Source organism: Ruegeria sp. BC7, from assembly GCF_056539165.1.
The window spans coordinates 21,856-44,310 of record NZ_JBQFUL010000005.1; the positions used below are offsets into that span (position 1 = coordinate 21,856).

Consider the following 22,455-nt stretch of genomic DNA (forward strand, 5'->3'; position numbering starts at 1 on the left):
GCCGCTTTGCATCCTGACTTGAGTGCGCTATCGGGCAGGGATGAAGCTGATTATTGACACAGACCCCGGCATAGACGACGCGATGGCTATTGCCTACGCCGCAGCCGCGCCCGAGATCGAACTTGTCGGTCTAACGACAGTATTCGGTAATACTCATGTCCATCAATCCAGTCGCAACGCCCGGTTTTTGCTACATAAACTTGGACTGAACGCTCCAGTTGCAGAGGGTGCGCCCTGTGCGCTAGGCGCTGACACTCATATTCCATCAGAACATGTGCATGGCCCGGAAGGGTTCGGCGATTTGACCGAAATTCCCCAGATTGGGGCAAATCACGCGTCAACCGCCGCTGAGTTTTTGGTTGAAATGGCGCGCGCGCATCAGGGTGAGCTGGTGGTCTGTGCCGTTGGGCCATTGACGAATATCGCCGCAGCGATGCGGCTTGATCCGGGATTCAGGCACAATATCAAGCAACTCGTCATCATGGGCGGCGCTGTTTACTGCCCCGGCAACATCACAGAACACGCCGAAGCCAACATCTATCACGATGCCATTGCTGCGGATGAGGTTTTCGCGTCGCCGCCTGAAACCGTTGTCGTTGGTTTGGATGTAACGCTAAAGACATTATACGCGAGCGCAGATTTCGAGGATTTGGCGCAGCACTCTCGGGACATGGGGTCGTTCCTTCGTGACATCTCGAAATTCTATCTGCGGTTCTACCGGGACGTCGGAGGGCTAGAAGGGTGCGGTCTGCATGATTCCACCGCTGTCATCGCGTGCACTCATGCACCGATGTTCGAGATGGTTGAAACTGGATTGCAAGTGGCCGTGGACGGGGCGGAACTGGGAAAAACCAGCCCGGCCAAAGACCGACCAGCCGTTCGTGTTTGCCACAATGTTGACGGGTCTGGTGTTGTTAGGCTGTTTACCGAACGGGTTGCGTCCTTGCCCTGACGGGTTGCAAACGCGCGGCAGATCGGGCAAATGCTGCCCGGTTCAGCGACCCCGAGGGCGAAGTCATGACCCAGCGATTTTCATTCGAACTTTCGGCCACCGACGGCAAGGCCAGAACCGGCGTGATCAATACACCTCGGGGAGAGGTGCGAACACCCGCTTTCATGCCTGTTGGCACTGCGGCGACCGTTAAGGCAATGATGCCGGAAAGCGTGCGTGCGACCGGCGCCGACATTTTGCTGGGCAATACCTATCACCTGATGCTGCGACCGACTGCCGAGCGTATCGACCGCTTGGGTGGGCTGCACAAGTTCATGAATTGGGAGCGTCCCATTCTGACGGATTCGGGCGGGTTTCAGGTCATGTCGCTGGCCGGCCTTCGCAAGCTGACTGAAAAGGGTGTGACCTTCAAATCTCATATCGATGGGTCCAGGCATGAGCTGACACCTGAACGGTCGATGGAAATTCAGCGGTTGCTGGGGTCCGACATTGTTATGTGTTTCGATGAATGCCCAGCATTGCCCGCTGACCGCGATCGCATAGCGGAGTCGATGCGCCTGTCGATGCGTTGGGCCGAACGATCGCGCGAAGCGTTTGGCGATCGTCCGGGCCATGCCTTGTTCGGCATCCAGCAAGGGGGGCTGGAACAGGACTTTCGCGAGGAATCGGCGGAAGCGTTGAAAGAAATCGGCTTCGAGGGCTATGCGGTTGGCGGATTGGCCGTGGGCGAGGGCCAAGAGGCCATGTTCGACGTTCTGGATTTTGCCCCGGACATGCTGCCCGTTGATATGCCTCGGTATCTGATGGGTGTCGGAAAGCCCGACGATATCGTGGGCGCCGTTGCACGTGGAATCGATATGATGGACTGCGTCCTTCCCTCTCGGTCCGGGCGCACGGGGCAGGTGTTCACGCGCTATGGCGTTGTAAACATTAAGAATGCACGTCACGCAGACGATCCGCGCCCGTTGGACGAGAAATGCACGTGCCCGGCCTGCTCAAACTATTCCCGGGCATATTTGCACCACGTGTTCCGGTCGAATGAGATGATTTCCGGGATGCTTCTGACCTGGCATAACCTCCACTATTTTCAGGAAATCATGCAGGGCATGCGCGACGCTATCGCGGCGGGAACATTTCAGGCGTGGCAGTCCGAATTCCACGCGCAGCGCGCGCAGGGGGATATTGAGCCGATTTAATGACGCGGAGCCACCTTCATGTGGTAAAATCCGTGGATATATCGGCACGACGCCTTGCAGTCCGAAAAACCTCGGGTCATTCTGATTGGGACAAATGACGGTGAGGTTGAAAACGGGCGGTGAAGCCCCACCTTAATCGTCCAAACAGGAGACGGTCGGGCGTTGCCTCGATGAGGGACCGGTGCCGTCTTGCCAATGATAAGGATTGAGCATGCACGAGCCTCTGAATTCCTCGTACCCCGTACTTCCGCTGCGCGACATCGTTGTGTTCCCACACATGATCGTGCCGCTGTTTGTGGGTCGGGAAAAATCCGTCCGCGCGCTGGAAGAAGTGATGCAGGACGACAAGCAGATTCTGCTGTCCAGCCAGATCGACCCCAGCGATGATGATCCTTCGGAAGACGGCATCTACCGCTCCGGTGTTTTGGCGAATGTTCTGCAACTGCTGAAACTGCCTGACGGCACTGTAAAAGTGCTGGTTGAAGGGCAGGCGCGTGTTCAGATCAACGAATTCCTGACAAATGATGAGTTCTTTGAAGCGCGCGCGGAATACCTGACCGAAATTCCCGGTGACGTGACCACAACCGAAGCGTTGCTTCGCACCGTTGCCGATGAGTTCGAGCGTTACGCCAAAGTGCGCAAGAATATCCCCGAAGAAGCCCTCACCGCAGTTGGTGAGACGACCGAACCGGCGAAACTGGCAGACCTTGTGTCGGGTCATCTGGGCATCGAGGTCGAACAGAAGCAAGAACTGCTGGAAACCCTCAGCGTCAGTGAGCGGCTTGAGAAAGTCTATGGCCTGATGCAGGGCGAGATGTCGGTGCTGCAGGTCGAGAAAAAGATCAAGACCCGCGTGAAATCTCAGATGGAGAAGACCCAGCGCGAGTACTACCTGAATGAGCAAATGAAGGCCATTCAGAAGGAACTGGGCGATGGTGAGGACGGCAGTAACGAAGTTGCTGAACTGGAAGCCAAAATCGCCGAGACCAAGCTGTCGAAAGAGGCGCGCGAGAAGGCCGAGGGTGAGCTGAAGAAGCTCAAGAATATGTCGCCCATGTCGGCTGAGGCCACAGTCGTGCGCAACTATCTGGACTGGATCCTGTCGCTGCCGTGGGGCACCAAATCCCGCGTTAAAAAGGACTTGGGCCGTGCGCAGGATATTCTGGATGCCGATCACTATGGGCTTGAGAAGGTCAAAGAGCGGATCGTCGAGTATCTGGCGGTTCAGCAGCGGTCGAAAAAGCTGAAAGGCCCGATCCTGTGTCTTGTTGGCCCTCCGGGTGTGGGTAAGACCAGCTTGGGTAAGTCGGTCGCCAAGGCTACGGGGCGCGAGTTCATTCGCATTTCGCTGGGCGGCGTGCGCGACGAATCCGAAATTCGCGGTCACCGCCGGACTTACATCGGGTCCATGCCCGGTAAGATCATTCAGGCGCTGAAAAAGGCGAAAACCACGAACCCGCTCATCCTGCTCGATGAGATTGACAAGATGGGGCAGGATTTCCGTGGCGACCCGGCCTCGGCCATGCTCGAGGTTCTGGACCCGGAACAGAACAGCACGTTTATGGATCACTACCTTGAGGTCGAATATGACCTGTCCAATGTTATGTTCCTGACCACCTCGAACAGCTACAACATGCCCGGGCCTCTGCTGGACCGGATGGAGATTATTCCTCTGGCTGGTTACACCGAGGAAGAGAAATCCGAGATCGCCAAGCAGCACCTGATCGACAAGCAGGTCAAGAACCACGGCCTCAAGGCTAAGGAGTTTGAGCTGACCGATGAGGCGCTTCAGTCGATCATCCGTACCTACACCCGCGAGGCGGGCGTGCGGAACCTTGAACGTGAGATCGCCAAGGTCGCGCGGAAATCGCTGACCAAGATCATCAAGAAGGAGGCCGATTCCGTCACGGTGACGCCTGACAATCTGGATGACTTCCTTGGCGTGCCCAAGTTCCGTTACGGTCTGGCTGAACAGGACGATCAGGTTGGTGTTGTGACCGGTCTGGCCTGGACGTCGGTCGGTGGCGATCTGCTGCATATCGAAGCGCTGAAACTGCCGGGCAAAGGTCGTATGAAGACCACTGGTAAGTTGGGCGACGTGATGAAGGAATCGATTGACGCCGCTTCTTCCTATGTTCGTTCGATTTCGCCGCAGATCGGGGTGAAGCCGCCAAAGTTCGATACGCTCGACATCCACGTGCACGTGCCGGACGGCGCGACGCCCAAGGATGGTCCGTCGGCTGGTCTGGCAATGGTGACGTCGATCGTGTCTGTGCTGACCGGCATTCCGGTGCGCAAAGACATCGCCATGACGGGCGAAGTATCGTTGCGCGGTAACGCCATGCCGATCGGGGGGTTGAAGGAAAAACTGCTGGCGGCCCTGCGCGGTGGCATCAAGACGGTCCTGATCCCTGAGGAAAATGAGAAAGACTTGGCGGATATTCCGGACAATGTGAAAGAGGGGCTGGAAATCATTCCCGTAACCCACGTGTCCGAAGTTCTGAAACAAGCGCTGGTGCGCAAGCCCGAGCCGATCGAATGGGACGAAGCTGCAGAAGAAGCAGCGGCTGCAGCGGCCAAGTCGACGGATAGTTCCGGGGCGTCTGCAACGACGCACTAAGCTTTGATCTTAATGGATTGGGCGGGGTTTCGACCTCGCCCTTTTTCTTTTTCGGGACAACAAAACCAAAGGTCTAGTTGCGATCCTGAAAAAGGGAAGGTGGTGGGTGATAAGAGATTTGAACTCCTGACATCTTCGATGTGAACGAAGCGCTCTACCACTGAGCTAATCACCCGTAGGGCGGCGTCTTACAGCGAGTCTTTGATGTCCGCAAGAGGGACCAAATCTGTTTTACAAAGCCGCTTTAAGTCAAAACGCCCCGGAGATGAACTCCGGGGCGATTATTCTTACAGACCGGGCAGTCCGGGAAGCTTGTCGAACACTCCGCGGCGGCCGAACGTGGTCCCACGTTCGTTACCAAAGTTCATGCGAACGCCAACGCCGATATAGGCTTCGTTTGAGCTGCCTGAAACGATAGGAGATGAGATATGGGCAACCCCAAGGATTCCGTATACTTCTGCGTTGTCACTGGCTGCATAGTTCGCACCAAGTGCAAAGAGATCGAAATCCAGCGCACCGACCACATCGTTCAACAGATCATAGCTGGCAGTGAACTCCCATTTGTCGTTCAGATCAGCGGTAACCGAAACACCGAACATATTGCCGTCGATGTCTGAAAAATCGCTTAGCTGTTGACGCGCGATATAGCCTTCGACCTCGGCCGGGCCTGCGTCGAAGCCAGTTTCCAGACCGTAGAATTCGACATCAAGAGAATCGATGCTCTCTTGTCCATAAAACGCACCGAACGAGGCGTTTTTGCTGGTGTGCCAATTTGCGTGCAGCGTCCAGTTCGTCGCGTTTTCACCCAGGTCCTGAAAGCGATAGCCGCCCAGATCCAGTTGCGCGCTGAAAGCACGATTGAATGCCAGCTCACCAGAACCGTTCAGGTTGAACGCATCACCCAGATCGGTGTCGGTAAAAGTTCTATATCCCAAATCAAGATAGCCGCCAGTGACCTCAATCGCTTGGGCGTGGCTTGCTGTAATTGTCGCTGATAATGCGCTAATAATGAACAATTTTTTCATTGCTCTGCTCCGTTATGTTTTTTGTTATCGCAGAAGTCTAATTGAGACTTCTCCGGTAAGCGCTGCTGTATTCTTAGGGTTCGGGAATGTGTACTGACTCGGTCGAAAATCGTGCCGTTGTTGCGTGCTAGACACACCTATGGGTAGATTCGCTCTCGACTGGTTCGCGCGGCCTTTTAAACGCTCGTCCAAACCGCAGACGACACCCTGCATCAGTGGGGAGGTCGATGTTAGGATCAGGAAAATTCTGGATTTCGGAAAAAACTTCAAAACGCCGCTTGACGATGTCCGAGCCTAGCCATAATACACCCCAACGTTCAGCAACGAACGGGCAGCGGGCGGTTGTAGCTCAGTTGGTTAGAGTACCGGCCTGTCACGCCGGGGGTCGCGGGTTCGAGCCCCGTCAACCGCGCCATCGCTGCCATCCTTGGTCCAGGTCAAAGGCCACGAAAATAGATGCGCGGTTGTAGCTCAGTTGGTTAGAGTACCGGCCTGTCACGCCGGGGGTCGCGGGTTCGAGCCCCGTCAACCGCGCCATTTATTCTCAATAACAATCTTCGATGATTAAACTTCATGTCCGGTCGACGCGCTGTCGTGGATTTTGGCTGTTGTGATCGGCAATAATCCGACAGTTCTCTTTTTGTTCTAACTTTTCTGTTGGAGACTCAGTGCCGCTCGCCTATTTCTAGGACACTTGTCTGTTGGGGGCCGAATATGGCTGAGCTGAAGAATATCGAGGTGCGCGGCGCGCGCGAGCACAACCTCAAAAACATCGACGTGGATATTCCGCGGGATCAGCTTGTGGTGATTACCGGGCTGTCCGGGTCGGGCAAGTCTTCCTTGGCGTTTGACACCATCTATGCCGAAGGACAGCGGCGTTATGTCGAAAGCCTGTCAGCTTATGCGCGCCAGTTCCTCGACATGATGGAAAAGCCCGACGTTGATCACATTAGCGGCTTGTCGCCAGCAATTTCAATCGAGCAGAAAACGACCTCGAAAAACCCACGCTCGACCGTGGGAACTGTAACCGAGATTTATGATTATCTGCGACTTTTGTTCGCTCGGGCAGGGACGCCGTACAGCCCCGCAACGGGTCTTCCGATCGAGGCCCAACAAGTTCAGGACATGGTCGATCGTATTATGACGATGGACGAAGGTACGCGTGGATACCTCTTGGCGCCGATCGTTCGGGACCGAAAAGGCGAGTACAAGAAAGAATTCCTTGAACTGCGAAAGCAAGGTTTCCAGCGCGTCAAGGTGGACGGTGAGTTCTATGAATTGGATGAGCCTCCGACATTGGACAAGAAATTCCGACATGACATTGACGTTGTGGTTGACCGCCTCGTCGTTCGTGAGGGGATGGAAACGCGGCTGGCTGATAGTCTGCGAACCGCATTGGATCTAGCCGATGGCATCGCGATTTTGGAAACCGTCCCACGTGAGGGCGACCCCGAGCGGATCACGTTCAGTGAGAACTTTGCCTGCCCAGTCAGCGGGTTTACGATCCCGGAGATCGAGCCACGATTGTTCTCGTTTAACGCTCCGTTTGGTGCGTGTCCGGACTGCGATGGGTTGGGAGTCGAGCTGTTCTTTGATGAACGCCTCGTAGTCCCTGATCAGACGCTAAAGCTCTACGATGGCGCGCTAGCGCCATGGCGAAAAGGAAAATCTCCGTATTTCCTGCAGACCATCGAAGCAATCGCGCGTCACTATGAATTCGACAAGAACACGCCCTGGAAGGATTTGCCTGAAAAGGTGCAGCAGGTGTTTCTGCGCGGGTCCGAGGATGAGGAAATCCAGTTTCGCTACGATGAAGGCGGGCGTGTTTACCAGGTCACCCGCAGCTTTGAGGGTGTGATTCCGAATATGGAACGCCGCTATCGGGAAACCGACAGCGCATGGATTCGTGAAGAATTTGAACGGTATCAAAACAACCGCCCATGCGGGGCTTGCCACGGGTATCGTCTGCGCCCCGAAGCTCTGGCGGTTAAGATTTCCGGGCTTCATGTAGGTGAAGTGGTACAAATGTCGATCAGGGAAGCCTTGGCGTGGATCGAAGATGCGCCAAACCATCTGACCGTGCAAAAGAATGAAATTGCCCGCGCAATTCTAAAAGAAATTCGCGAGCGTCTGGGATTCTTGAACAATGTGGGGTTGGAGTATCTGACGCTTTCACGTTCCAGCGGAACACTTTCTGGCGGAGAAAGCCAGCGTATCCGTCTGGCCAGCCAGATTGGATCGGGCTTGACCGGTGTCCTGTATGTGTTGGACGAACCGTCCATCGGCCTGCATCAGCGGGACAATGACAGGTTGCTGGGAACGCTCAAGAACCTTCGGGATCAGGGAAATACTGTGATCGTCGTCGAGCATGACGAGGAAGCCATACGAGAGGCTGACTATGTGTTCGACATCGGCCCCGGCGCTGGCGTTCACGGCGGCCAAGTGGTCAGCAGAGGAACACCCGACGAAATCGCAGCGGATGCGGCGTCGATGACCGGCCAGTATCTGGCGGGAACTCGGGAGATTTCGGTTCCGACAGAGCGGAGGAATGGAAACCAGAAGAAGGTCACTGTTGTTAACGCCACCGGAAATAACCTCAAGAATGTGACGGCCGAGTTTCCATTGGGCAAATTCGTTTGCGTGACGGGTGTGTCCGGGGGTGGGAAGTCAACCCTGACGATTGAGACTTTGTTCAAAACGGCCTCGATGCGCCTGAACGGAGCAAGGCAGACCCCGGCGCCCTGCGAAACGATCAAGGGTCTGGAACACCTGGACAAGGTCATCGACATTGATCAACGCCCGATCGGACGAACTCCACGTTCAAACCCCGCGACATATACCGGTGCGTTCACCCCAATCCGTGACTGGTTTGCCGGACTGCCCGAGGCGAAGGCTCGTGGATACAAGCCCGGCCGGTTCAGTTTCAATGTCAAAGGTGGTCGCTGCGAAGCGTGTCAGGGCGATGGCGTTATCAAGATCGAGATGCACTTTCTGCCCGATGTCTATGTGACCTGCGAAACCTGTAAAGGCGCGCGCTACAACCGCGAGACGCTTGAGATTAAGTTCAAGGGTAAATCCATCGCGGATGTGCTTGATATGACCGTGGAGGATGCGCAGGAATTTTTTAAAGCGGTACCTTCAATACGCGACAAGATGGATGCGCTAGCGCGTGTTGGGTTGGGCTATATCAAGGTGGGTCAGCAAGCCACGACTTTGTCCGGTGGCGAAGCGCAGCGCGTGAAACTGTCGAAAGAGCTGTCGAAACGCTCGACCGGGCGGACTTTGTATATCTTGGACGAGCCGACGACCGGACTGCACTTTGAAGATGTGCGTAAGTTGCTGGAAGTGCTTCATGAATTGGTGGATCAAGGAAACACTGTTGTCGTGATCGAACATAACCTGGATGTCGTGAAAACAGCGGATCACATAATTGATATCGGTCCCGAGGGGGGCGACGGGGGCGGTGAAATCGTGGCTACAGGCACCCCGGAAGACGTCGCTGACGTCGCCCGCAGTCACACGGGCAGATACCTTAAACAGATGCTTGAGGGGGCGCGCGTCGCAGCAGAATAGCCGGAAGCTGGCATTCAATAGAGAATGTCAGCTACCGCTCCAATCAGGTTCAGTACCTTTCGTGTTTCAGGGTCTACGCGATAGACGTAGTCTCCGGCGCGAACATAGGACCAACTGCGGTTCAAGCCATAGCGGTAAGGGTCATTGACCCAACGATAGTCCCGATCAATGTAGTCTCCCGTTCGGTACAGCTTTTTCACTTGTCCCGGAGGCACACATGGCACGGCCTTTTTCGCAAGACCCGGGGGGCAATGCCCTGCTTTCCCCTTGGCCAAGACAATCGGTTCGCTGGGCGCGCGGAACACGTTGTCACCGTGCCCGTTAGTGCCATTACCGGCAAAACCGATGGTCGGACTACAGGCAAGGGCCGATACTGTAGCAATTACCGCAATTCGTTGCCGCATCTTATTCCCCTTGGATTGACTGCTCTCACAGATAGATGGCCGCCGGAAAGCGGCAGGTCAACCCAATGCGCAAGAAGCTGCCCATGGGGACAGACTACTTTCGCCCTCGCTTTTCAAATCGCGGCAACATGGCGGAAAAGTCCTTACCAAGCCCATCTTCGTCCTCGACGAACTTCTCATAGATTGCGGTTGCGACCTGTCCCATCGGCGTGTCTGCATCCGAGCTTTCAGCGGCTTGCTGGCTGAGGCGCAAGTCCTTTAGCATCAATTCCGCAGCAAAGCCGGGCAGGTAATCATTGTCTGCCGGGCTGGTCGGGCCTACACCCGGTGCGGGGCAATACGCGTTCATTGTCCAGCTATATCCAGACGACGTGCTGACCACATCAAACATCTTTTGCCGATCCAGTCCGAGTTTATCGGCCAGTGCAAATGCCTCGCATGTTGCGATCATGGTGACACCGAGGATCATGTTGTTGCAGATTTTTGCGGCTTGGCCTGCGCCGGATTCTCCGCAATGAACAGCCTTCTGTCCCATAATGTCGAATAACGGCTTGGCCTTCTCGAACGCTGTGTCGCTACCTCCGGCCATGAAGGTCAGAGTACCTGCGGCCGCGCCTCCTATGCCGCCCGAAACCGGGGCATCCACGGCCAGAACCCCAACAGCTTTTGCTTGATCTGCTACGGCACGCGCGCTGTCCACATCGACGGTCGAGCAATCAATCCAAACGGACCCCGGGCTCATCGCGGGGATGATCTCGTCTGCGACGGCACGAAGAATCTGACCGTTGGGAAGCATGGTGATTACAATTTCGACACCAGAGGCGGCATCGGCCCCTGAATCAACCATTTCGACACCCGGAATACTAACCTGGGCGGTGTCAAAACCAGCTACGTCGTGTCCGGCTGCCACCAAATTGGCCGCCATCGGATTCCCCATGTTTCCGAGGCCAATAAATCCGATTTTCATTCGTTACTCCTCCTCGAATGTCAGCGTATCACCGCCTAAAGGCTGTAGCATTCTCGATACATCAACGGCTGGCACGGCTTGATCCTGATGCCGCCAGCGCGGGTTTCGGTCCTTGTCGATAATCTGGGCCCGGATCCCTTCGAGAAAGTCACCGTGTTCCATCGCGCGAAAGGTGAACCGATATTCGTGCTCGAGTGCTTTTCTGATTGTCAGACTGGGACTGCGCAGACGATGGATCAATTCAATCGTGCAGGCCATAGACAGCGGCGAGCAGCGGCCCATGAGTTTCGATGCGCTGGCGGAAAAGTCTGTGTCCAAGTTGCCCAATGTGTTCAGAACATCGCCCAGCCCTTCACCTGCAAAAGCAATATCGATCTCAGCTTGGAGTTTCGCCAAATTGCCTTCTGGCGGAGATTCTGTGTGATTGGTCAGCACCTCGGGGTCACCCGAAGCCTCAAGAAGTTCAATGACGTCTCGCCATTGGGAATAGGGAATGAACGTGTCTGCAAACCCGGCATAAATCGCGTCGCCGGCCCCCATCCGATAGCCAGTAGTGCCCAGATATTCGCCCAATCGTCCCGGAGCCAATGACAGCATCAACGAGCTGCCAACGTCTGGAACCAGTCCAATACCACATTCGGGCAAAGCGATCTGGCTGGTTTCGCAAACGATCCTATGGCTGCCGTGGCATCCAATCCCGACGCCGCCACCCATCGTGAAGCCCTGCAAGAAGCTGACAACCGGTTTCGGGTATTCAAAGATCAGAGCATTGAGCCGGTATTCATCCCGCCAGAATTTCCGCCCATAGTCGAAATCGCCTTTTGTGCCGGTGTCGTACAGTTCGGCAATATCACCGCCTGCGCAAAATGCCTTTTCCCCCTCGGCGTCCAATATGACCAGATCGACTGCGTCATCCTCACGCCAGTTCCGCATTGCGGCATCAATGGCCATGCACATGTCGTAGCTAAGTGCGTTGAGGGCTTGCGGCCGGGTCAACGTAATGCGCCCGGCGCGGCCTTCTGTACGGATTTCGATGTCAGACATACGGTCCTCAGCGTTGGGCCAGCATTTGGCGCGAAACGATCACGCGCATGATCTCGTTTGTCCCTTCCAGAATCTGATGGACGCGCAGGTCGCGGACAAGCTTTTCGATCCCGTAATCTGCCAGATAACCATAACCGCCATGAAGCTGCAGACATTGGTCCACGACTTTTGAGCCGGTTTCGGTCACAAATTTCTTTGCCATCGCGCAGAACTTTGTCGCGTCCGGCGCGCCCTGATCCAGCTTCCACGCAGCCTGACGCAGGAACGTGCGGGCGGCTTGCAATTCAATCTCCATATCGGCAAGGCGGAACTGCAAGGCCTGAAACTGGTCGATGGATTGCCCAAAAGCCTTGCGTTCGGACATGTACTGCAAGGTCATGTTCAACCCGGTTTGCGCCGCGCCCAACGAACATGACGCAATATTCAGGCGACCGCCGTCCAGCCCCATCATGGCATACTTGAATCCGTCGCCTTCGACGCCGACAAGGTTCCCGGCCGGAATCTTGCAGTCATCAAACTGGACCTGAGCGGTGGGTTGGCTTTTCCATCCCATTTTTTGTTCCAGCGCACCAAAGCTCAGGCCGGGCGTTCCGTCTTCGACATAGACTGTCGAAATGCCCTTTGGCCCGTCCTCACCCGTGCGAACCATGCAGACATAGGCGTCGGAATATCCGCCGCCCGAAATGAAAGCCTTGGTTCCGTTCAGAGTATAGCCCTCATTCGTGCGGGCGGCCCTGGTCTTGAGCGCGGCGGCGTCCGATCCCGAACCCGGCTCTGTCAGGCAATAGCTTAGGACGGTGTTCAGGCTTAGAACCTCTGGCATGATGCGCGACTTCAACTCGTCACTGGCAAAGCTGTCCAGCATTTTGGCGCACATGTTGTGGATCGACAAAAAGGCCGCGACAGAGGGGCAGGCCATGGACAGTGCCTCGAAAACCAAAGTGGCGTCCAATCGGCTGAGGCCCGATCCACCACCGTCTTCCGAGACATAGAGCGCTCCGAACCCCAGTTCGCCTATGCGGGGCCAAAGGTCTTTGGGGATCGTCCCGTCGGCCTCCCACTGCCGCGCGTATGGGGCGATGTGTTCCTGGCCAAAGTCGTAGGCCATATCGAAGATCGCTGTTTGCTCTTCGGTCATTGCGAAATCCATGGCTTGCCTCCCACGCCGCCGGATGAATTGAACAAGTGTTTATTTCCGAATTCTTACAGAAATTTTGCACGGTCAGCAATTACCCAATCGGGTGCCAACATTTTGGGATATATTCGCGGAACGTACAGTCAGAGATCCGCGTGGTATTCCTCGATCAGGTGCCGGACGACGGCTTTTCCGGGATCTTCGTCTCGGGCTGTGGCTTCTGCATAAACCCGGCGTTGGCGGGTGGCCGATGTCCCGTTCTGGGCGATCTGCTGAAGGCGGGCCAGTTCGGTCATGGTTCCCAGCGCCTCGGCGTCTTCGGCAAGCAATCCCATCAGCTCACCCATCAGTTCCGGCATCGGTTTGATAGACCGATCGCCAAAATCTATCATCCCTTCACCAACGCCGTAACGCTGCGCGCGCCAACGGTTTTCTCCGATTAGAAAGCGGTCGTATTGACGCCACCGAAGGTTACGATCCTTCAAACGGCACAGCATACGCGTCAACGCTTGCACCATCGCGGCCAGGGATAGGGTATGTTCCAAGCGTGGCTGAACGTCCATAATTCGGGTCTCAAGCGTTGGAAAGCGATGAGACGGCCGCAAGTCCCACCAGATTTTCGAGGTGTCCTCGATAATACCAAGTTCTACCAGTATCCCGGTGGTCCGCTCGTAATCCGCCCAGCTTGCCAGCACTGGCGGCAGACCCGTGCGGGGCAGGTTGTCGAAAACGGTCAAGCGATAGGACGACAGACCGGTATCCTCGCCGTTCCAATAGGGCGAAGACGTAGACAGGGCCAAAAGGTGTGGCAGGAAATATGAAAGCTGCGGCATCAGGTCGGCCCGCAAAGCCGGGTCCTCGACGCCAACATGCACGTGCATCCCGCAGATGAGCATACGGCGCGCGACACCGCCCAGCGCATGGTGCAAAGCGTCATAACGATCCTTGCGCGTGTGATGCTGTTTCTTCCAATCCGCGAAAGGATGGCAAGACACCGCGATTGGCGCCAGATTGTATTCCGCGGCTCGGCTCGCGACGCAGGTGCGCAGCCGCCTCAGGTCTTCACGGGCAGAACTGATCGTCGTGTGGGGGCGGGTGCCGACTTCGATCTGGCATTGCAGGAATTCCGGGCTGACTTGCCCCTCAAAATCCGCCTGACACGCTTCCATCAGGGCTTCGGGGGCTTCGGCAAGTTCAAGACTGTCACGGTCAACCAGCAGATACTCTTCCTCGATGCCCAGTGTGAAATCCTGCTGCATGGCGGCCCTCGTGGTTGATTGTCGGACCAGTGAATACGGAAATTGGATTTTTGCCAAGTGTTTACCCGCGAGGCGCTTGCGGAGTGCCTGCCTCAAAATGTAAGGACAGGATCAAATGAAATCCAAACCCGGAGTCTTCGATTGAAACCCAGGAAATTCCTTCGGCTGAATGCGGTGCTTGACCGGTTTGGAGTAAAACTAATCGACAAGGTGACAGAGCGCGAAGAACGCGCCCGTCTCGAAGCGTTTGAGCGGGCAGGGGGGCTGACCCGCCCTGCCTATGCGCTTTCACCTGGGATGGATAAGTTCGACATCACTCAGTTTGTCGAGGAATACCGTCAGCACGCGGGCGCGCTGGACGCTTTGAAAGATCCCGCGCGCAATCAGACTGGGTATCGTGTTGGAAACGGGTATTACGACAGCCCCGACGCAGACGCGCTGTATCTGATGATCCGCAGGTTTCAGCCCAAACGGGTGATCGAAGTCGGCTGTGGGAATTCTACACGCGTGACGCGGCAGGCGATCATCGATGGGGGGCTGGAAACGCAGATCACCGCGATTGACCCGTTTCCGCGCGCAGACATCGCGCATGTGGTGGACCAGTTCGAGCAAAAGCGTTTGGAAGACGTTGATCCGTCGGTATTCGATCAGCTCGAATCCGGTGACGTTTTGTTCATCGACTCCAGCCATGTTGTCCGCATGAGCAATGACGTCGCGCATTTGTTCTGCCGGATCATTCCGAACCTGAAACCCGGCGTCGTCATCCACGTGCACGATGTTTTTTTGCCCTACGAATATCCCAAGCGGTTCTTCTACGATTGTCCGGGTTGGGGCGAGCAGTATATGCTGCACGCCCTGTTGCAATCTGACGCCTTTTCAATGCTTTGGCCGGGATATTACCTGCAACAGGATCGCCCGGACGCTGTGGAAGCCCTGCCTTTCCTAGAGGACGGTCGGGCCCAGAGTATCTGGGTACAGCTAAAAGAAAATTGATCTCATTGTGATCCGGCTTCCGCAGAGGCCCGTACCCCTTTCCATACAACGCTGGAGAGGAGTTAACAGCCATGTTCCGCCGCACTTTCATGGGCGCTGCCGCCGCAATCGCACTGACACTGCCCGTAAAGGCTCAGGCCGCCGACATTGTAGATACCGCTGTGTCCGCTGGGTCGTTCAACACACTGGTCGCAGCCGTGCAAGCTGCCGGTCTCGTCGATACTCTCAAAGGGGACGGACCCTACACGGTTTTCGCGCCGACCGACGAAGCCTTTGCCGCCCTGCCTGAAGGCACCGTAGAAACCTTGCTGCTGCCTGAGAACAAAGATCAACTCGTTGAAATCCTGACCTACCATGTGGTTCCGGCCAAAGTGATGTCGGGTGATATTGCCGGCAAGCGCGCCAAGGTTCTGACCGTTCAGGGCGATCGTCTGAGCGTGAATGCCAAGAATGGCGTTAAAGTGAACGGCGCAGAGGTCGTGCAAGCAGACATCGAAGCAAGCAACGGTGTCATTCATGTCGTGGACGCAGTGATCCTGCCTGAGTAACCACTCACCAGATCAAAAAAAGCCCCGGTCCATGTGGCCGGGGCTTTTTGTCAGACCAGTCGAACTTGGGTTCCGACTTGAACCAGAGGATACAATTCCTCGACGTGCTGGTTATAAAGACCGATGCACCCCGATGAGCTTTGACGCCCGATTTTACGCGTGTCATGCGTTCCGTGCACCAGATAGGCAGGCCAGCCCAGATACATCGCGCGGGTGCCCAGTGGGTTTCCGGGTTCCCCACCTTCTATACGGACGGGCAGCGATGGGTCGCGTTCGCGCATGGATGCGGTTGGCGTCCAGCTTGGGTTTTCGCGCTTGCGTACCACTTCGGTGTAGCCACGCTTGGTCAGTTCTTCGCTCATGGGAACGGAACTTGGGTACAGCTTGTAAGTACCGTCCGAACCCCAGTAATGTACGGCACGGCTGGTGATATCGGCCAACAGGCAGCCAACCCCTAATGTGTCAAAGTGATCCTGCCAGTTCTGCTGCGAGAACGAGGATACATTCCGTCGGACAGGCAACTGCGTGCTGATCGCGTCCTCGGTTTCGGGAAACGCATCTGTGCTTTGGGCGCGCACGAGTGCAGGCGTCGCCAGCAAGGACGCAGCGCCCAACAAAGCTGTGCGGCGGGTCATACGGGGATTTGACAATGTTGCCTCCGGATCAAGGGCTGCTCGAACAAGTTCGGGGTAAAATATTGCTGACACCATTGTTTTGCCAGTGGTGCCCGATTGAATTTATCGTGAGTACGCCAAAAATTTGGGTTTCGGCAGAGCTTTGCCGAAAAACCCGGCCGATAAGGGCCGGGTTTGTTGTTAAAGTTCAGGACAGTTCTGATTAGTCCATGGCTTTGAAGTTGAACTCGCCACCTTCCTTGATGCCCGAGGGCCAGCGGGCCGTGACGGTTTTGGTGCGGGTGTAGAACTTGAAGCTGTCCGGGCCGTGCTGATTGAGGTCACCGAACATGGATTTCTTCCAGCCGCCAAAGGTGTGATAGGCCAGCGGCACCGGGATCGGGACGTTGATGCCAACCATGCCGATATTCACCCGGCTGGCAAAATCACGCGCGGTGTCCCCGTCACGAGTGAAGATCGCGGTGCCATTACCGTACTCATGATCCATCGCCAGTTTCAGCGCTTCTTCATAGGAACCGGCGCGGACAGTGGACAGGACGGGGCCAAAGATTTCCTGCTTGTAGATGTCCATCTCGGGCGTCACGTGGTCGAACAGGTGAGGCCCGACAAAGAAACCGTCCTCGTATCCCTGAAGGCTGAAATCGCGGTTATCTACGACCAGTTTCGCGCCTTGCTCAACGCCCGAGTTGATCAGGCCGAGGATGCGCTCTTTGGCGGCACCGGTCACAACCGGGCCCATATCCACGTCGTCACCCGCAGTATAGGGGCCGACTTTCAGCTTTTCGATGCGTGGCACCAGTTTTTCGATCAGTGCGTCGGCGGTTTCTTCGCCAACCGGGACAGCAACTGACACGGCCATGCAACGCTCACCTGCTGCGCCGAAGCCAGCTCCGACCAATGCGTCGGCTGCCTGATCCAGATCGGCGTCAGGCATGACGATCATGTGGTTCTTGGCACCGCCGAAACACTGGGCCCGTTTGCCGTTCGCCGTGGCGCGGGAATAGATGTACTGCGCAATCGGGGTTGAACCAACAAAGGACACGCCCTGAATGATCTCGCTGTCCAGCAGGGTGTCCACGGCCTCTTTGTCGCCATTAACCACTTGGAAGACGCCCGCGGGCAGACCAGCCTCGACAAACAATTCCGCCAGCATCAACGGGACTGAGGGGTCGCGCTCGGACGGTTTCAGAACCACGGCATTACCGCAGGCCAGGGCGGGACCGACATGCCACAGGGGCATCATCGCCGGGAAGTTGAACGGCATGATCGAGGCCACAACGCCCAGCGGTTGACGCATCGAATACATGTCGATGCCCGGACCCGCGCTGTCGGTGAACTCACCTTTCAACATTTGAGGCGCGCCAATGCAGTACTCGATCACTTCCAGCCCGCGCTGAAGATCGCCCTTGGCATCAGGAATGGTTTTTCCGTGTTCACGGCTGAGCGCCTCGGCCAACTTATCCATGTCCCGGTTCATCAGGTGAACCATCGCCATCATTACCCGTGCCCGTTTCTGCGGGTTGGTCGCACCCCATGCGGGTTGCGCGGCGGCCGCGCTTTCGATTGCTGCGGTGGTTTCAGCAACGCTCGCCATCGGGCATTTGTACTGAACCTCGCCCGTTGCGGGGTTGAAGACGTCGTCAAAGCGGCCAGACGTACCAGCGACATTCTCGCCATTGATGAAGTGAGACAGTTCGGTCATTGCCATTTCCTCCGGTAGATTTGCGCGCAGAATAGGCTTGCATAAATCGCGTGAACAGAGGCAATCTCCCAAATATGTTTTGCAGAAATGCAAAGGGCAGGTCATGACGCCGAATTGGGACGATATGAGGGTGTTTCTGGCGGTCGCGCGCGAAGAAAGCCTGTCGGCCGCTGGCCGATTGTTGAAAATTGATCCGGCCACGGTAGGGCGGAGGATCGCTCGGCTTGAAACCTCGCTTGACGCGCCACTGTTTACCAAGTCGCAACAAGGCTACATCCTGACCTCCGCCGGAGAGCGCCTATTGGATCACGGCCTGAAGGCGGAAGAAGCGATGCGCGCCGCCGCTGGTGCGCTGGCCGGGTCATCAAAAACACTAAGCGGCCAGATACGCATCGGAGCGCCGGATGGATGTGCCAACTATTTGCTGCCGCAGGTCTGTGCGAAAATCTGCGATGACAACCCAGAACTGGATATTCAGATTTTGGCCTTGCCGCGCGTCATAAACCTGTCTCGACGCGAAGCAGACATGGCCGTGACGGTCAGTGCACCTACGGCCGGCAAACTATTGGTGCAAAAAATCAGTGACTACCGGCTGCATCTTGTTGCAACGCAAGAATACCTGAATGCAAACCCCCAGATCAGCTCACTTGAGACTCTGAAGGGGCACCGGATGATTGGCTATATTCCAGATATGATCTTTGACCGAGAGCTGGACTATTTGGTCGATATCGGTGTTGACCGTGTCGCGCTTGCATCGAATTCCGTCTCGGTCCAGCTTCGCCAGGTTTCGCTGGGATCAGGAGTTTGCGTTGCCCACGATTTCACTCTGCCGTTCCATCCAAACCTTCAGAAAATCCTGACGGATCAGGTCAGTTTGACACGTAGCTTCCACCTTGTTCGCCATCAGGGGGATCAAAGGAATGAGCGATTAAACCGCTTTGCACAGGCGTTGACACAGGGCATCCGCGACGAAGTCGAGAGGTTGGAAGCCATAGCTTCACCTTGACAGGTTCATACATTCCGGCAACGCTTTGTAAAACAGGAAGTTATTTCGGAGGTTATGCATATGCTTGTTCAGGCCATTCTGAAATCCAAGGCGACAGAAGGGGTTGAAACGGTAAGCCCGTCGATCACTGTTTCCGAGGCTTCAAAAATACTGGCGGAAAAGCGGATCGGTACGGTTGTGGTCTCGGAAGATGGCGGAGAGACAGCATCAGGTATCCTGTCAGAACGCGATATCGTGCGTGAACTGGCCGCGAGCGGCAGTGGGTGTCTTTCAAAATCAGTCAGTGCCTACATGACAAGTGACCTAGAGACCGCGACCCGTCAGGATAGCGTTAAGGATGTGCTGACACGCATGACCGAAGGCCGTTTTCGTCACATGCCCATTGTAGAAGAAGGCAAGCTGATTGGAATAGTGACGCTAGGCGATGTGGTCAAAGCGCAGCTATCCGAATTAGCTATGGAAAAAGAGGCGCTGGAAACAATGATCATGGGGCATTAATCCCCATCCGGGACCATCCTTCCTATTGCACCTGCGGCAGAGTTATGTTTGCTTGCGCAGAAATTTTGTTGCGTAGGAGGCGGCAATGAGGGTTGGATTATATCCCGGAACTTTTGATCCGATCACACTGGGTCACATCGACATCATTCGCCGCGCTGCCGCATTGGTTGATAAACTCGTCATCGGTGTTGCGATTAACCGCGATAAAGGTCCGCTGTTTTCACTCGAAGAACGTGTGGCCATGATCGAGGCTGAGTGCGCGCATCTGACCGAGCAAACCGGCACTGAAATTGTTGCGCATCCGTTTGAAAACCTGCTGATCGATTGCGCCCGCGATGTGGGGGCACAGATTATTGTGCGCGGGCTGCGCGCCGTGGCAGATTTCGAGTATGAATTTCAGATGGTTGGAATGAATCGCGCGCTGGACGACTCGATCGAGACAGTGTTCCTGATGGCCGAAGCCCGCCATCAGGCGATTGCCTCGAAATTGGTCAAAGAGATCGCGCGGTTGGGAGGGGACGTGTCGAAATTCGTCACGCCCCGCGTAAATACTGCGCTGACCGAGCGGTTAGGCTAGGGCGCCCATCGCTGCAGCGGTATCCAGCATCCGGTTCGAGAAGCCCCATTCATTGTCATACCATGCAAGCACACGGACCAGTGTGCCGTCGGTAACTTTCGTCTCGGGCAAGGACACAGTCGAGCTGTGAGAATCGTGGTTGAAGTCGACTGAAATCAGCGGACGGCTCTCGGCCGCCAGAACACCTGGGATTTTGGCAGCAGCTTCAACAAACAAAGCGTTCACTTCTTCTTCTGTGGTCGGGCGTGAAACCTCTGCGACCAGATCAACGACTGACACGTTCGGAGTTGGGACCCGGATTGCCTGACCGGTGAGCTTTCCTGCCAGTTGCGGCAAAACAAGGCCAACTGCCGAGGCCGCGCCCGTTGTCGTGGGTATCATCGACAGGGCCGCCGCACGCGCCAGATAGGGATCCTTGCCCGCTGTGTCGTGCACGGGCTGGCTGGCGGTATATGCGTGTACCGTGGTCATGTTGCCGTGGACAATGCCAAGCCCAGCATCCAGAGCTGCAGCAACCGGAGAGAGACAGTTCGTGGTGCAAGACGCATTTGAAACAACCGTGTCTTCAGACGTCAGCTCTTGGTCATTGACGCCGAAAACCACGGTCTTGACCCCACCTTCGCCGCGGGCGGGCGCTGAGATCAGAACCTTTTTGGCTCCGTTCTCAAAATGGCGCGACGCCGCTTCTCTGGTGCGGAATACACCGGTACATTCAAGAACAACGTCCACATCAGACCAGTCCAGCTTTTCCGGCTCACGCTCGCTGGTGAGACGGATGGGTCCGTTGCCGACGTCCAAGCCAGCCTCGGTGAGTTTCACAGGTTTGTTGTAACGGCCGTGGACGCTGTCGAACTCAAACAAGTGAGCGTTCATTTTGGGCTTGGCGAGGTCATTGATGGCAACGATTTCAACGTCGGTGCGCCCAGTTTCCATAATGGCACGCAAAACGCCTCGGCCAATTCGTCCAAATCCATTGATTGCTAGCTTTAGTGTCATGTTCTGCTCCGTCCGAGTCTCGGCTTTAACCAGTTAGCGCTAACAAAGGCAGATCGCAGTAAATGTCAAGTAAAACCTCCCTCAGCGCCAGAAGGCGAGCCAGTCCAGAAAGGCGTAAAGTTTCTTTCCGAGGAAAACCAAATGTTCGGGGCCGAATAGTGCGTAATCCAGAATGATCGCGCCAAGTATCAGTAGGCACAGCCAGATTGCGATTTGATTGGTCATCGTGGCCCCGAACGAAAATGCCCGCCCAGATAACCTGAGCGGGCAAATATGTTCAAGATTTCAATGGCGTCTTAGTTAAGACGACCCATAGCAACGGCGACATCCGCCATGCGGACCGAGAAGGCCCATTCATTGTCGTACCATGCCAGAACACGCACCATCCGGTCATTTACGACACGGGTCTGGTCCGGTGCGAAGATCGAGCTTTCTTCGGTGTGGTTGAAGTCGGTCGAAACCAGCGGCGCGGGCTCATAGCCCAAAACACGCTGCATATGACCTTGCGAAGCTTCGCGGACAATGGCGTTCACCTCGTCCACAGTCACATCGCGCGCTGCGCGGAAGGTCAGGTCCACGGCAGAAACATTCGGTGTCGGAACCCGGATTGCCGAGCCGTCCAGACGGCCTTTGAGGTTCGGCAGCACCTCACCCAGCGCCTTGGCTGCGCCGGTCGAAGTCGGGATCATCGACATTGCAGCGGCACGGGCGCGGTACAGGTCACTGTGGCGACGGTCCAGTGTGGGCTGGTCGCCGGTATAGGCGTGGATCGTGGTCATGATGCCATGCTCGATCCCGATGCCTTCGTCCAGAACCTTGGCAAGCGGAGCAAGGCAGTTCGTGGTACACGAACCGTTCGAGACCATCTTGTCTTCGGCAGCCATGCTGTTGTGGTTCACACCATACACGATGGTTTTGTCGACATTCTTGCCAGGCGCAGACAGCAGAACCTTCTGCGCGCCGCGCTCAAGGTGCGTCTTGGCCTTCAGGCCGTCATTGAACTTACCGGTGCATTCCAGAACGACGTCGCAGCCTTCCCAGTCCAGTTCGTTCATGTCGTAGGTCGAGAACATCTGCATCGGACCACGGCCCAGATCCATGGTATTGCCGTTGATCGCTACGTCACGAGGGAACCGGCCATGAACGCTGTCGTATTTCAGCAGATGCGCAGTGGTTTCCAGCGGACCGGTCGCGTTGACCTTGATCACTTCGATGTCGTTGCGAGCCGATGCCGCGATGTGCGAAAGGGTACAGCGGCCGATACGGCCAAAACCATTGATGCCGACCTTTATGGTCATCAGACGTCTCCAAAATGCGCTTGCGTT

The 22,455-nt window shown here is 56.1% G+C and carries 20 protein-coding genes and 3 tRNA genes; 11 read left to right on the forward strand and 12 right to left on the reverse strand.

All coding sequences use genetic code 11. From position 1 onward, the window contains the following. Nucleotides 1–40 precede the first annotated feature (40 nt). The 3 genes from ACR0KS_RS13705 (at nt 41) to lon (ending at nt 4,768) form a co-directional block, all read left to right on the forward strand. Nucleotides 41–952 carry a nucleoside hydrolase gene (locus ACR0KS_RS13705; protein ID WP_170566763.1) on the forward strand — a complete coding sequence of 304 codons (912 nt, stop codon included), beginning with the start codon at nt 41–43 and terminating at the stop codon, nt 950–952. A 65-nt stretch (nt 953–1,017) separates the two neighbouring features. Then, complete coding sequence (tgt, locus tag ACR0KS_RS13710) at nt 1,018–2,148, forward strand: tRNA guanosine(34) transglycosylase Tgt (RefSeq protein WP_170566761.1); 1,131 nt, start codon at nt 1,018–1,020, stop codon at nt 2,146–2,148. Nucleotides 2,149–2,359: 211 nt separating this feature from the next. After that, nucleotides 2,360–4,768 carry an endopeptidase La gene (gene lon / locus ACR0KS_RS13715; RefSeq protein WP_170566760.1) on the forward strand — a complete coding sequence of 803 codons (2,409 nt, stop codon included), beginning with the start codon at nt 2,360–2,362 and terminating at the stop codon, nt 4,766–4,768. Between the two features lie 100 nt (nt 4,769–4,868). Here lon and ACR0KS_RS13720 read toward each other — a convergent pair. After that, nucleotides 4,869–4,943: transfer RNA gene (locus ACR0KS_RS13720), tRNA-Val, on the reverse strand. 112 nt (nt 4,944–5,055) lie between these two features. Beyond that, nucleotides 5,056–5,793, reverse strand: a complete 738-nt coding sequence (locus ACR0KS_RS13725; RefSeq protein ID WP_170388568.1) for a porin — start codon at nt 5,791–5,793, stop codon at nt 5,056–5,058. A gap of 338 nt (nt 5,794–6,131) precedes the next feature. Between ACR0KS_RS13725 and ACR0KS_RS13730 the strand changes: the two genes are divergently transcribed. The 3 genes from ACR0KS_RS13730 to uvrA all read left to right on the forward strand — a co-directional run bounded on the left by ACR0KS_RS13730 (nt 6,132) and on the right by uvrA (nt 9,366). Beyond that, nucleotides 6,132–6,208, forward strand: a tRNA-Asp gene (locus ACR0KS_RS13730). A 45-nt stretch (nt 6,209–6,253) separates the two neighbouring features. Further along, nucleotides 6,254–6,330 (forward strand) — tRNA-Asp (locus ACR0KS_RS13735). A 177-nt stretch (nt 6,331–6,507) separates the two neighbouring features. After that, on the forward strand, nt 6,508–9,366 hold the full coding sequence (uvrA, locus tag ACR0KS_RS13740; RefSeq protein ID WP_170566759.1) for an excinuclease ABC subunit UvrA: 2,859 nt from the start codon (nt 6,508–6,510) through the stop codon (nt 9,364–9,366). Between the two features lie 14 nt (nt 9,367–9,380). Here the strand turns inward: uvrA and ACR0KS_RS13745 are convergent, their stop codons facing one another. The 5 genes from ACR0KS_RS13745 to ACR0KS_RS13765 form a co-directional block, all read right to left on the reverse strand. Then, nucleotides 9,381–9,770, reverse strand: a complete 390-nt coding sequence (locus ACR0KS_RS13745; protein WP_170566758.1) for a hypothetical protein — start codon at nt 9,768–9,770, stop codon at nt 9,381–9,383. Nucleotides 9,771–9,864: 94 nt separating this feature from the next. Continuing rightward, a complete protein-coding gene (mmsB, locus tag ACR0KS_RS13750; RefSeq protein ID WP_170566757.1) occupies nt 9,865–10,737 on the reverse strand; it encodes a 3-hydroxyisobutyrate dehydrogenase in 873 nt (290 codons plus the stop codon). A gap of 3 nt (nt 10,738–10,740) precedes the next feature. After that, on the reverse strand, nt 10,741–11,781 hold the full coding sequence (locus tag ACR0KS_RS13755; RefSeq protein ID WP_170566756.1) for an enoyl-CoA hydratase/isomerase family protein: 1,041 nt from the start codon (nt 11,779–11,781) through the stop codon (nt 10,741–10,743). 7 nt (nt 11,782–11,788) lie between these two features. Then, a complete protein-coding gene (locus tag ACR0KS_RS13760) occupies nt 11,789–12,931 on the reverse strand; it encodes an acyl-CoA dehydrogenase family protein (RefSeq protein ID WP_170485515.1) in 1,143 nt (380 codons plus the stop codon). Nucleotides 12,932–13,059: 128 nt separating this feature from the next. Continuing rightward, nucleotides 13,060–14,175, reverse strand: a complete 1,116-nt coding sequence (locus ACR0KS_RS13765; protein WP_170566755.1) for a carboxylate-amine ligase — start codon at nt 14,173–14,175, stop codon at nt 13,060–13,062. A 141-nt stretch (nt 14,176–14,316) separates the two neighbouring features. On the opposite strand from ACR0KS_RS13765, the gene ACR0KS_RS13770 reads away from it, so the two are divergent. Both ACR0KS_RS13770 and ACR0KS_RS13775 read left to right on the forward strand, forming a co-directional pair. Further along, nucleotides 14,317–15,168 carry a class I SAM-dependent methyltransferase gene (locus ACR0KS_RS13770; protein ID WP_170566754.1) on the forward strand — a complete coding sequence of 284 codons (852 nt, stop codon included), beginning with the start codon at nt 14,317–14,319 and terminating at the stop codon, nt 15,166–15,168. A 71-nt stretch (nt 15,169–15,239) separates the two neighbouring features. Then, nucleotides 15,240–15,716 carry a fasciclin domain-containing protein gene (locus ACR0KS_RS13775; RefSeq protein ID WP_170553651.1) on the forward strand — a complete coding sequence of 159 codons (477 nt, stop codon included), beginning with the start codon at nt 15,240–15,242 and terminating at the stop codon, nt 15,714–15,716. A 50-nt stretch (nt 15,717–15,766) separates the two neighbouring features. Here ACR0KS_RS13775 and ACR0KS_RS13780 read toward each other — a convergent pair whose 3' ends face one another. Both ACR0KS_RS13780 and ACR0KS_RS13785 read right to left on the reverse strand, forming a co-directional pair. Continuing rightward, nucleotides 15,767–16,351 (reverse strand): L,D-transpeptidase, encoded by a 585-nt coding sequence (locus ACR0KS_RS13780; protein ID WP_170388551.1) that lies wholly within the window; start codon nt 16,349–16,351, stop codon nt 15,767–15,769. Between the two features lie 202 nt (nt 16,352–16,553). After that, nucleotides 16,554–18,053, reverse strand: a complete 1,500-nt coding sequence (locus ACR0KS_RS13785) for a CoA-acylating methylmalonate-semialdehyde dehydrogenase (RefSeq protein ID WP_170485512.1) — start codon at nt 18,051–18,053, stop codon at nt 16,554–16,556. A 103-nt stretch (nt 18,054–18,156) separates the two neighbouring features. Here ACR0KS_RS13785 and ACR0KS_RS13790 point away from each other — a divergent pair, with 103 nt between their 5' ends. From ACR0KS_RS13790 to coaD, 3 genes are all read left to right on the forward strand, one after another. Then, a complete protein-coding gene (locus ACR0KS_RS13790) occupies nt 18,157–19,059 on the forward strand; it encodes a LysR family transcriptional regulator (RefSeq protein WP_170566753.1) in 903 nt (300 codons plus the stop codon). 60 nt (nt 19,060–19,119) lie between these two features. Beyond that, nucleotides 19,120–19,557: a CBS domain-containing protein gene (locus ACR0KS_RS13795; protein WP_170566799.1), complete on the forward strand. Its 438-nt coding sequence runs from the start codon at nt 19,120–19,122 to the stop codon at nt 19,555–19,557. A gap of 85 nt (nt 19,558–19,642) precedes the next feature. Beyond that, entirely contained in the window at nt 19,643–20,134 is a 492-nt protein-coding gene (gene coaD / locus ACR0KS_RS13800; RefSeq protein ID WP_170388543.1) for a pantetheine-phosphate adenylyltransferase, read from the forward strand. Here the strand turns inward: coaD and gap (ACR0KS_RS13805) are convergent. The 3 genes from gap (ACR0KS_RS13805) to gap (ACR0KS_RS13815) form a co-directional block, all read right to left on the reverse strand. Next, the gene (gene gap, locus ACR0KS_RS13805) at nt 20,126–21,130 is read right to left on the reverse strand and encodes a type I glyceraldehyde-3-phosphate dehydrogenase (protein ID WP_170566752.1); all 1,005 of its coding nucleotides are present in this window, start codon (nt 21,128–21,130) and stop codon (nt 20,126–20,128) included. The two genes, coaD and gap (ACR0KS_RS13805), sit on opposite strands and share 9 nt — an antisense overlap. 81 nt (nt 21,131–21,211) lie before the next feature. After that, on the reverse strand, nt 21,212–21,355 hold the full coding sequence (locus ACR0KS_RS13810; protein WP_170388540.1) for a hypothetical protein: 144 nt from the start codon (nt 21,353–21,355) through the stop codon (nt 21,212–21,214). 71 nt (nt 21,356–21,426) lie between these two features. Further along, nucleotides 21,427–22,428, reverse strand: a complete 1,002-nt coding sequence (gene gap, locus ACR0KS_RS13815) for a type I glyceraldehyde-3-phosphate dehydrogenase (RefSeq protein WP_170566751.1) — start codon at nt 22,426–22,428, stop codon at nt 21,427–21,429. Nucleotides 22,429–22,455: the final 27 nt, after the last annotated feature.

Bases quoted from the DNA above. Each gene is read 5' to 3' on its own strand.
- ACR0KS_RS13765 (WP_170566755.1), bottom strand. From the start codon at position 14,175: ATGCAGCAGGATTTCACACTGGGCATCGAGGAAGAGTATCTGCTGGTT.
- ACR0KS_RS13785 (WP_170485512.1), bottom strand. From the start codon at position 18,053: ATGACCGAACTGTCTCACTTCATCAATGGCGAGAATGTCGCTGGTACG.
- uvrA (WP_170566759.1), top strand. From the start codon at position 6,508: ATGGCTGAGCTGAAGAATATCGAGGTGCGCGGCGCGCGCGAGCACAAC.
- ACR0KS_RS13795 (WP_170566799.1), top strand. From the start codon at position 19,120: ATGCTTGTTCAGGCCATTCTGAAATCCAAGGCGACAGAAGGGGTTGAA.
- ACR0KS_RS13705 (WP_170566763.1), top strand. From the start codon at position 41: ATGAAGCTGATTATTGACACAGACCCCGGCATAGACGACGCGATGGCT.
- gap (WP_170566752.1), bottom strand. From the start codon at position 21,130: ATGACACTAAAGCTAGCAATCAATGGATTTGGACGAATTGGCCGAGGC.
- ACR0KS_RS13775 (WP_170553651.1), top strand. From the start codon at position 15,240: ATGTTCCGCCGCACTTTCATGGGCGCTGCCGCCGCAATCGCACTGACA.
- coaD (WP_170388543.1), top strand. From the start codon at position 19,643: ATGAGGGTTGGATTATATCCCGGAACTTTTGATCCGATCACACTGGGT.
- ACR0KS_RS13810 (WP_170388540.1), bottom strand. From the start codon at position 21,355: ATGACCAATCAAATCGCAATCTGGCTGTGCCTACTGATACTTGGCGCG.
- ACR0KS_RS13760 (WP_170485515.1), bottom strand. From the start codon at position 12,931: ATGGATTTCGCAATGACCGAAGAGCAAACAGCGATCTTCGATATGGCC.
- ACR0KS_RS13755 (WP_170566756.1), bottom strand. From the start codon at position 11,781: ATGTCTGACATCGAAATCCGTACAGAAGGCCGCGCCGGGCGCATTACG.
- tgt (WP_170566761.1), top strand. From the start codon at position 1,018: ATGACCCAGCGATTTTCATTCGAACTTTCGGCCACCGACGGCAAGGCC.
- ACR0KS_RS13780 (WP_170388551.1), bottom strand. From the start codon at position 16,351: ATGACCCGCCGCACAGCTTTGTTGGGCGCTGCGTCCTTGCTGGCGACG.
- lon (WP_170566760.1), top strand. From the start codon at position 2,360: ATGCACGAGCCTCTGAATTCCTCGTACCCCGTACTTCCGCTGCGCGAC.
- ACR0KS_RS13790 (WP_170566753.1), top strand. From the start codon at position 18,157: ATGACGCCGAATTGGGACGATATGAGGGTGTTTCTGGCGGTCGCGCGC.
- ACR0KS_RS13745 (WP_170566758.1), bottom strand. From the start codon at position 9,770: ATGCGGCAACGAATTGCGGTAATTGCTACAGTATCGGCCCTTGCCTGT.
- gap (WP_170566751.1), bottom strand. From the start codon at position 22,428: ATGACCATAAAGGTCGGCATCAATGGTTTTGGCCGTATCGGCCGCTGT.
- ACR0KS_RS13725 (WP_170388568.1), bottom strand. From the start codon at position 5,793: ATGAAAAAATTGTTCATTATTAGCGCATTATCAGCGACAATTACAGCA.
- mmsB (WP_170566757.1), bottom strand. From the start codon at position 10,737: ATGAAAATCGGATTTATTGGCCTCGGAAACATGGGGAATCCGATGGCG.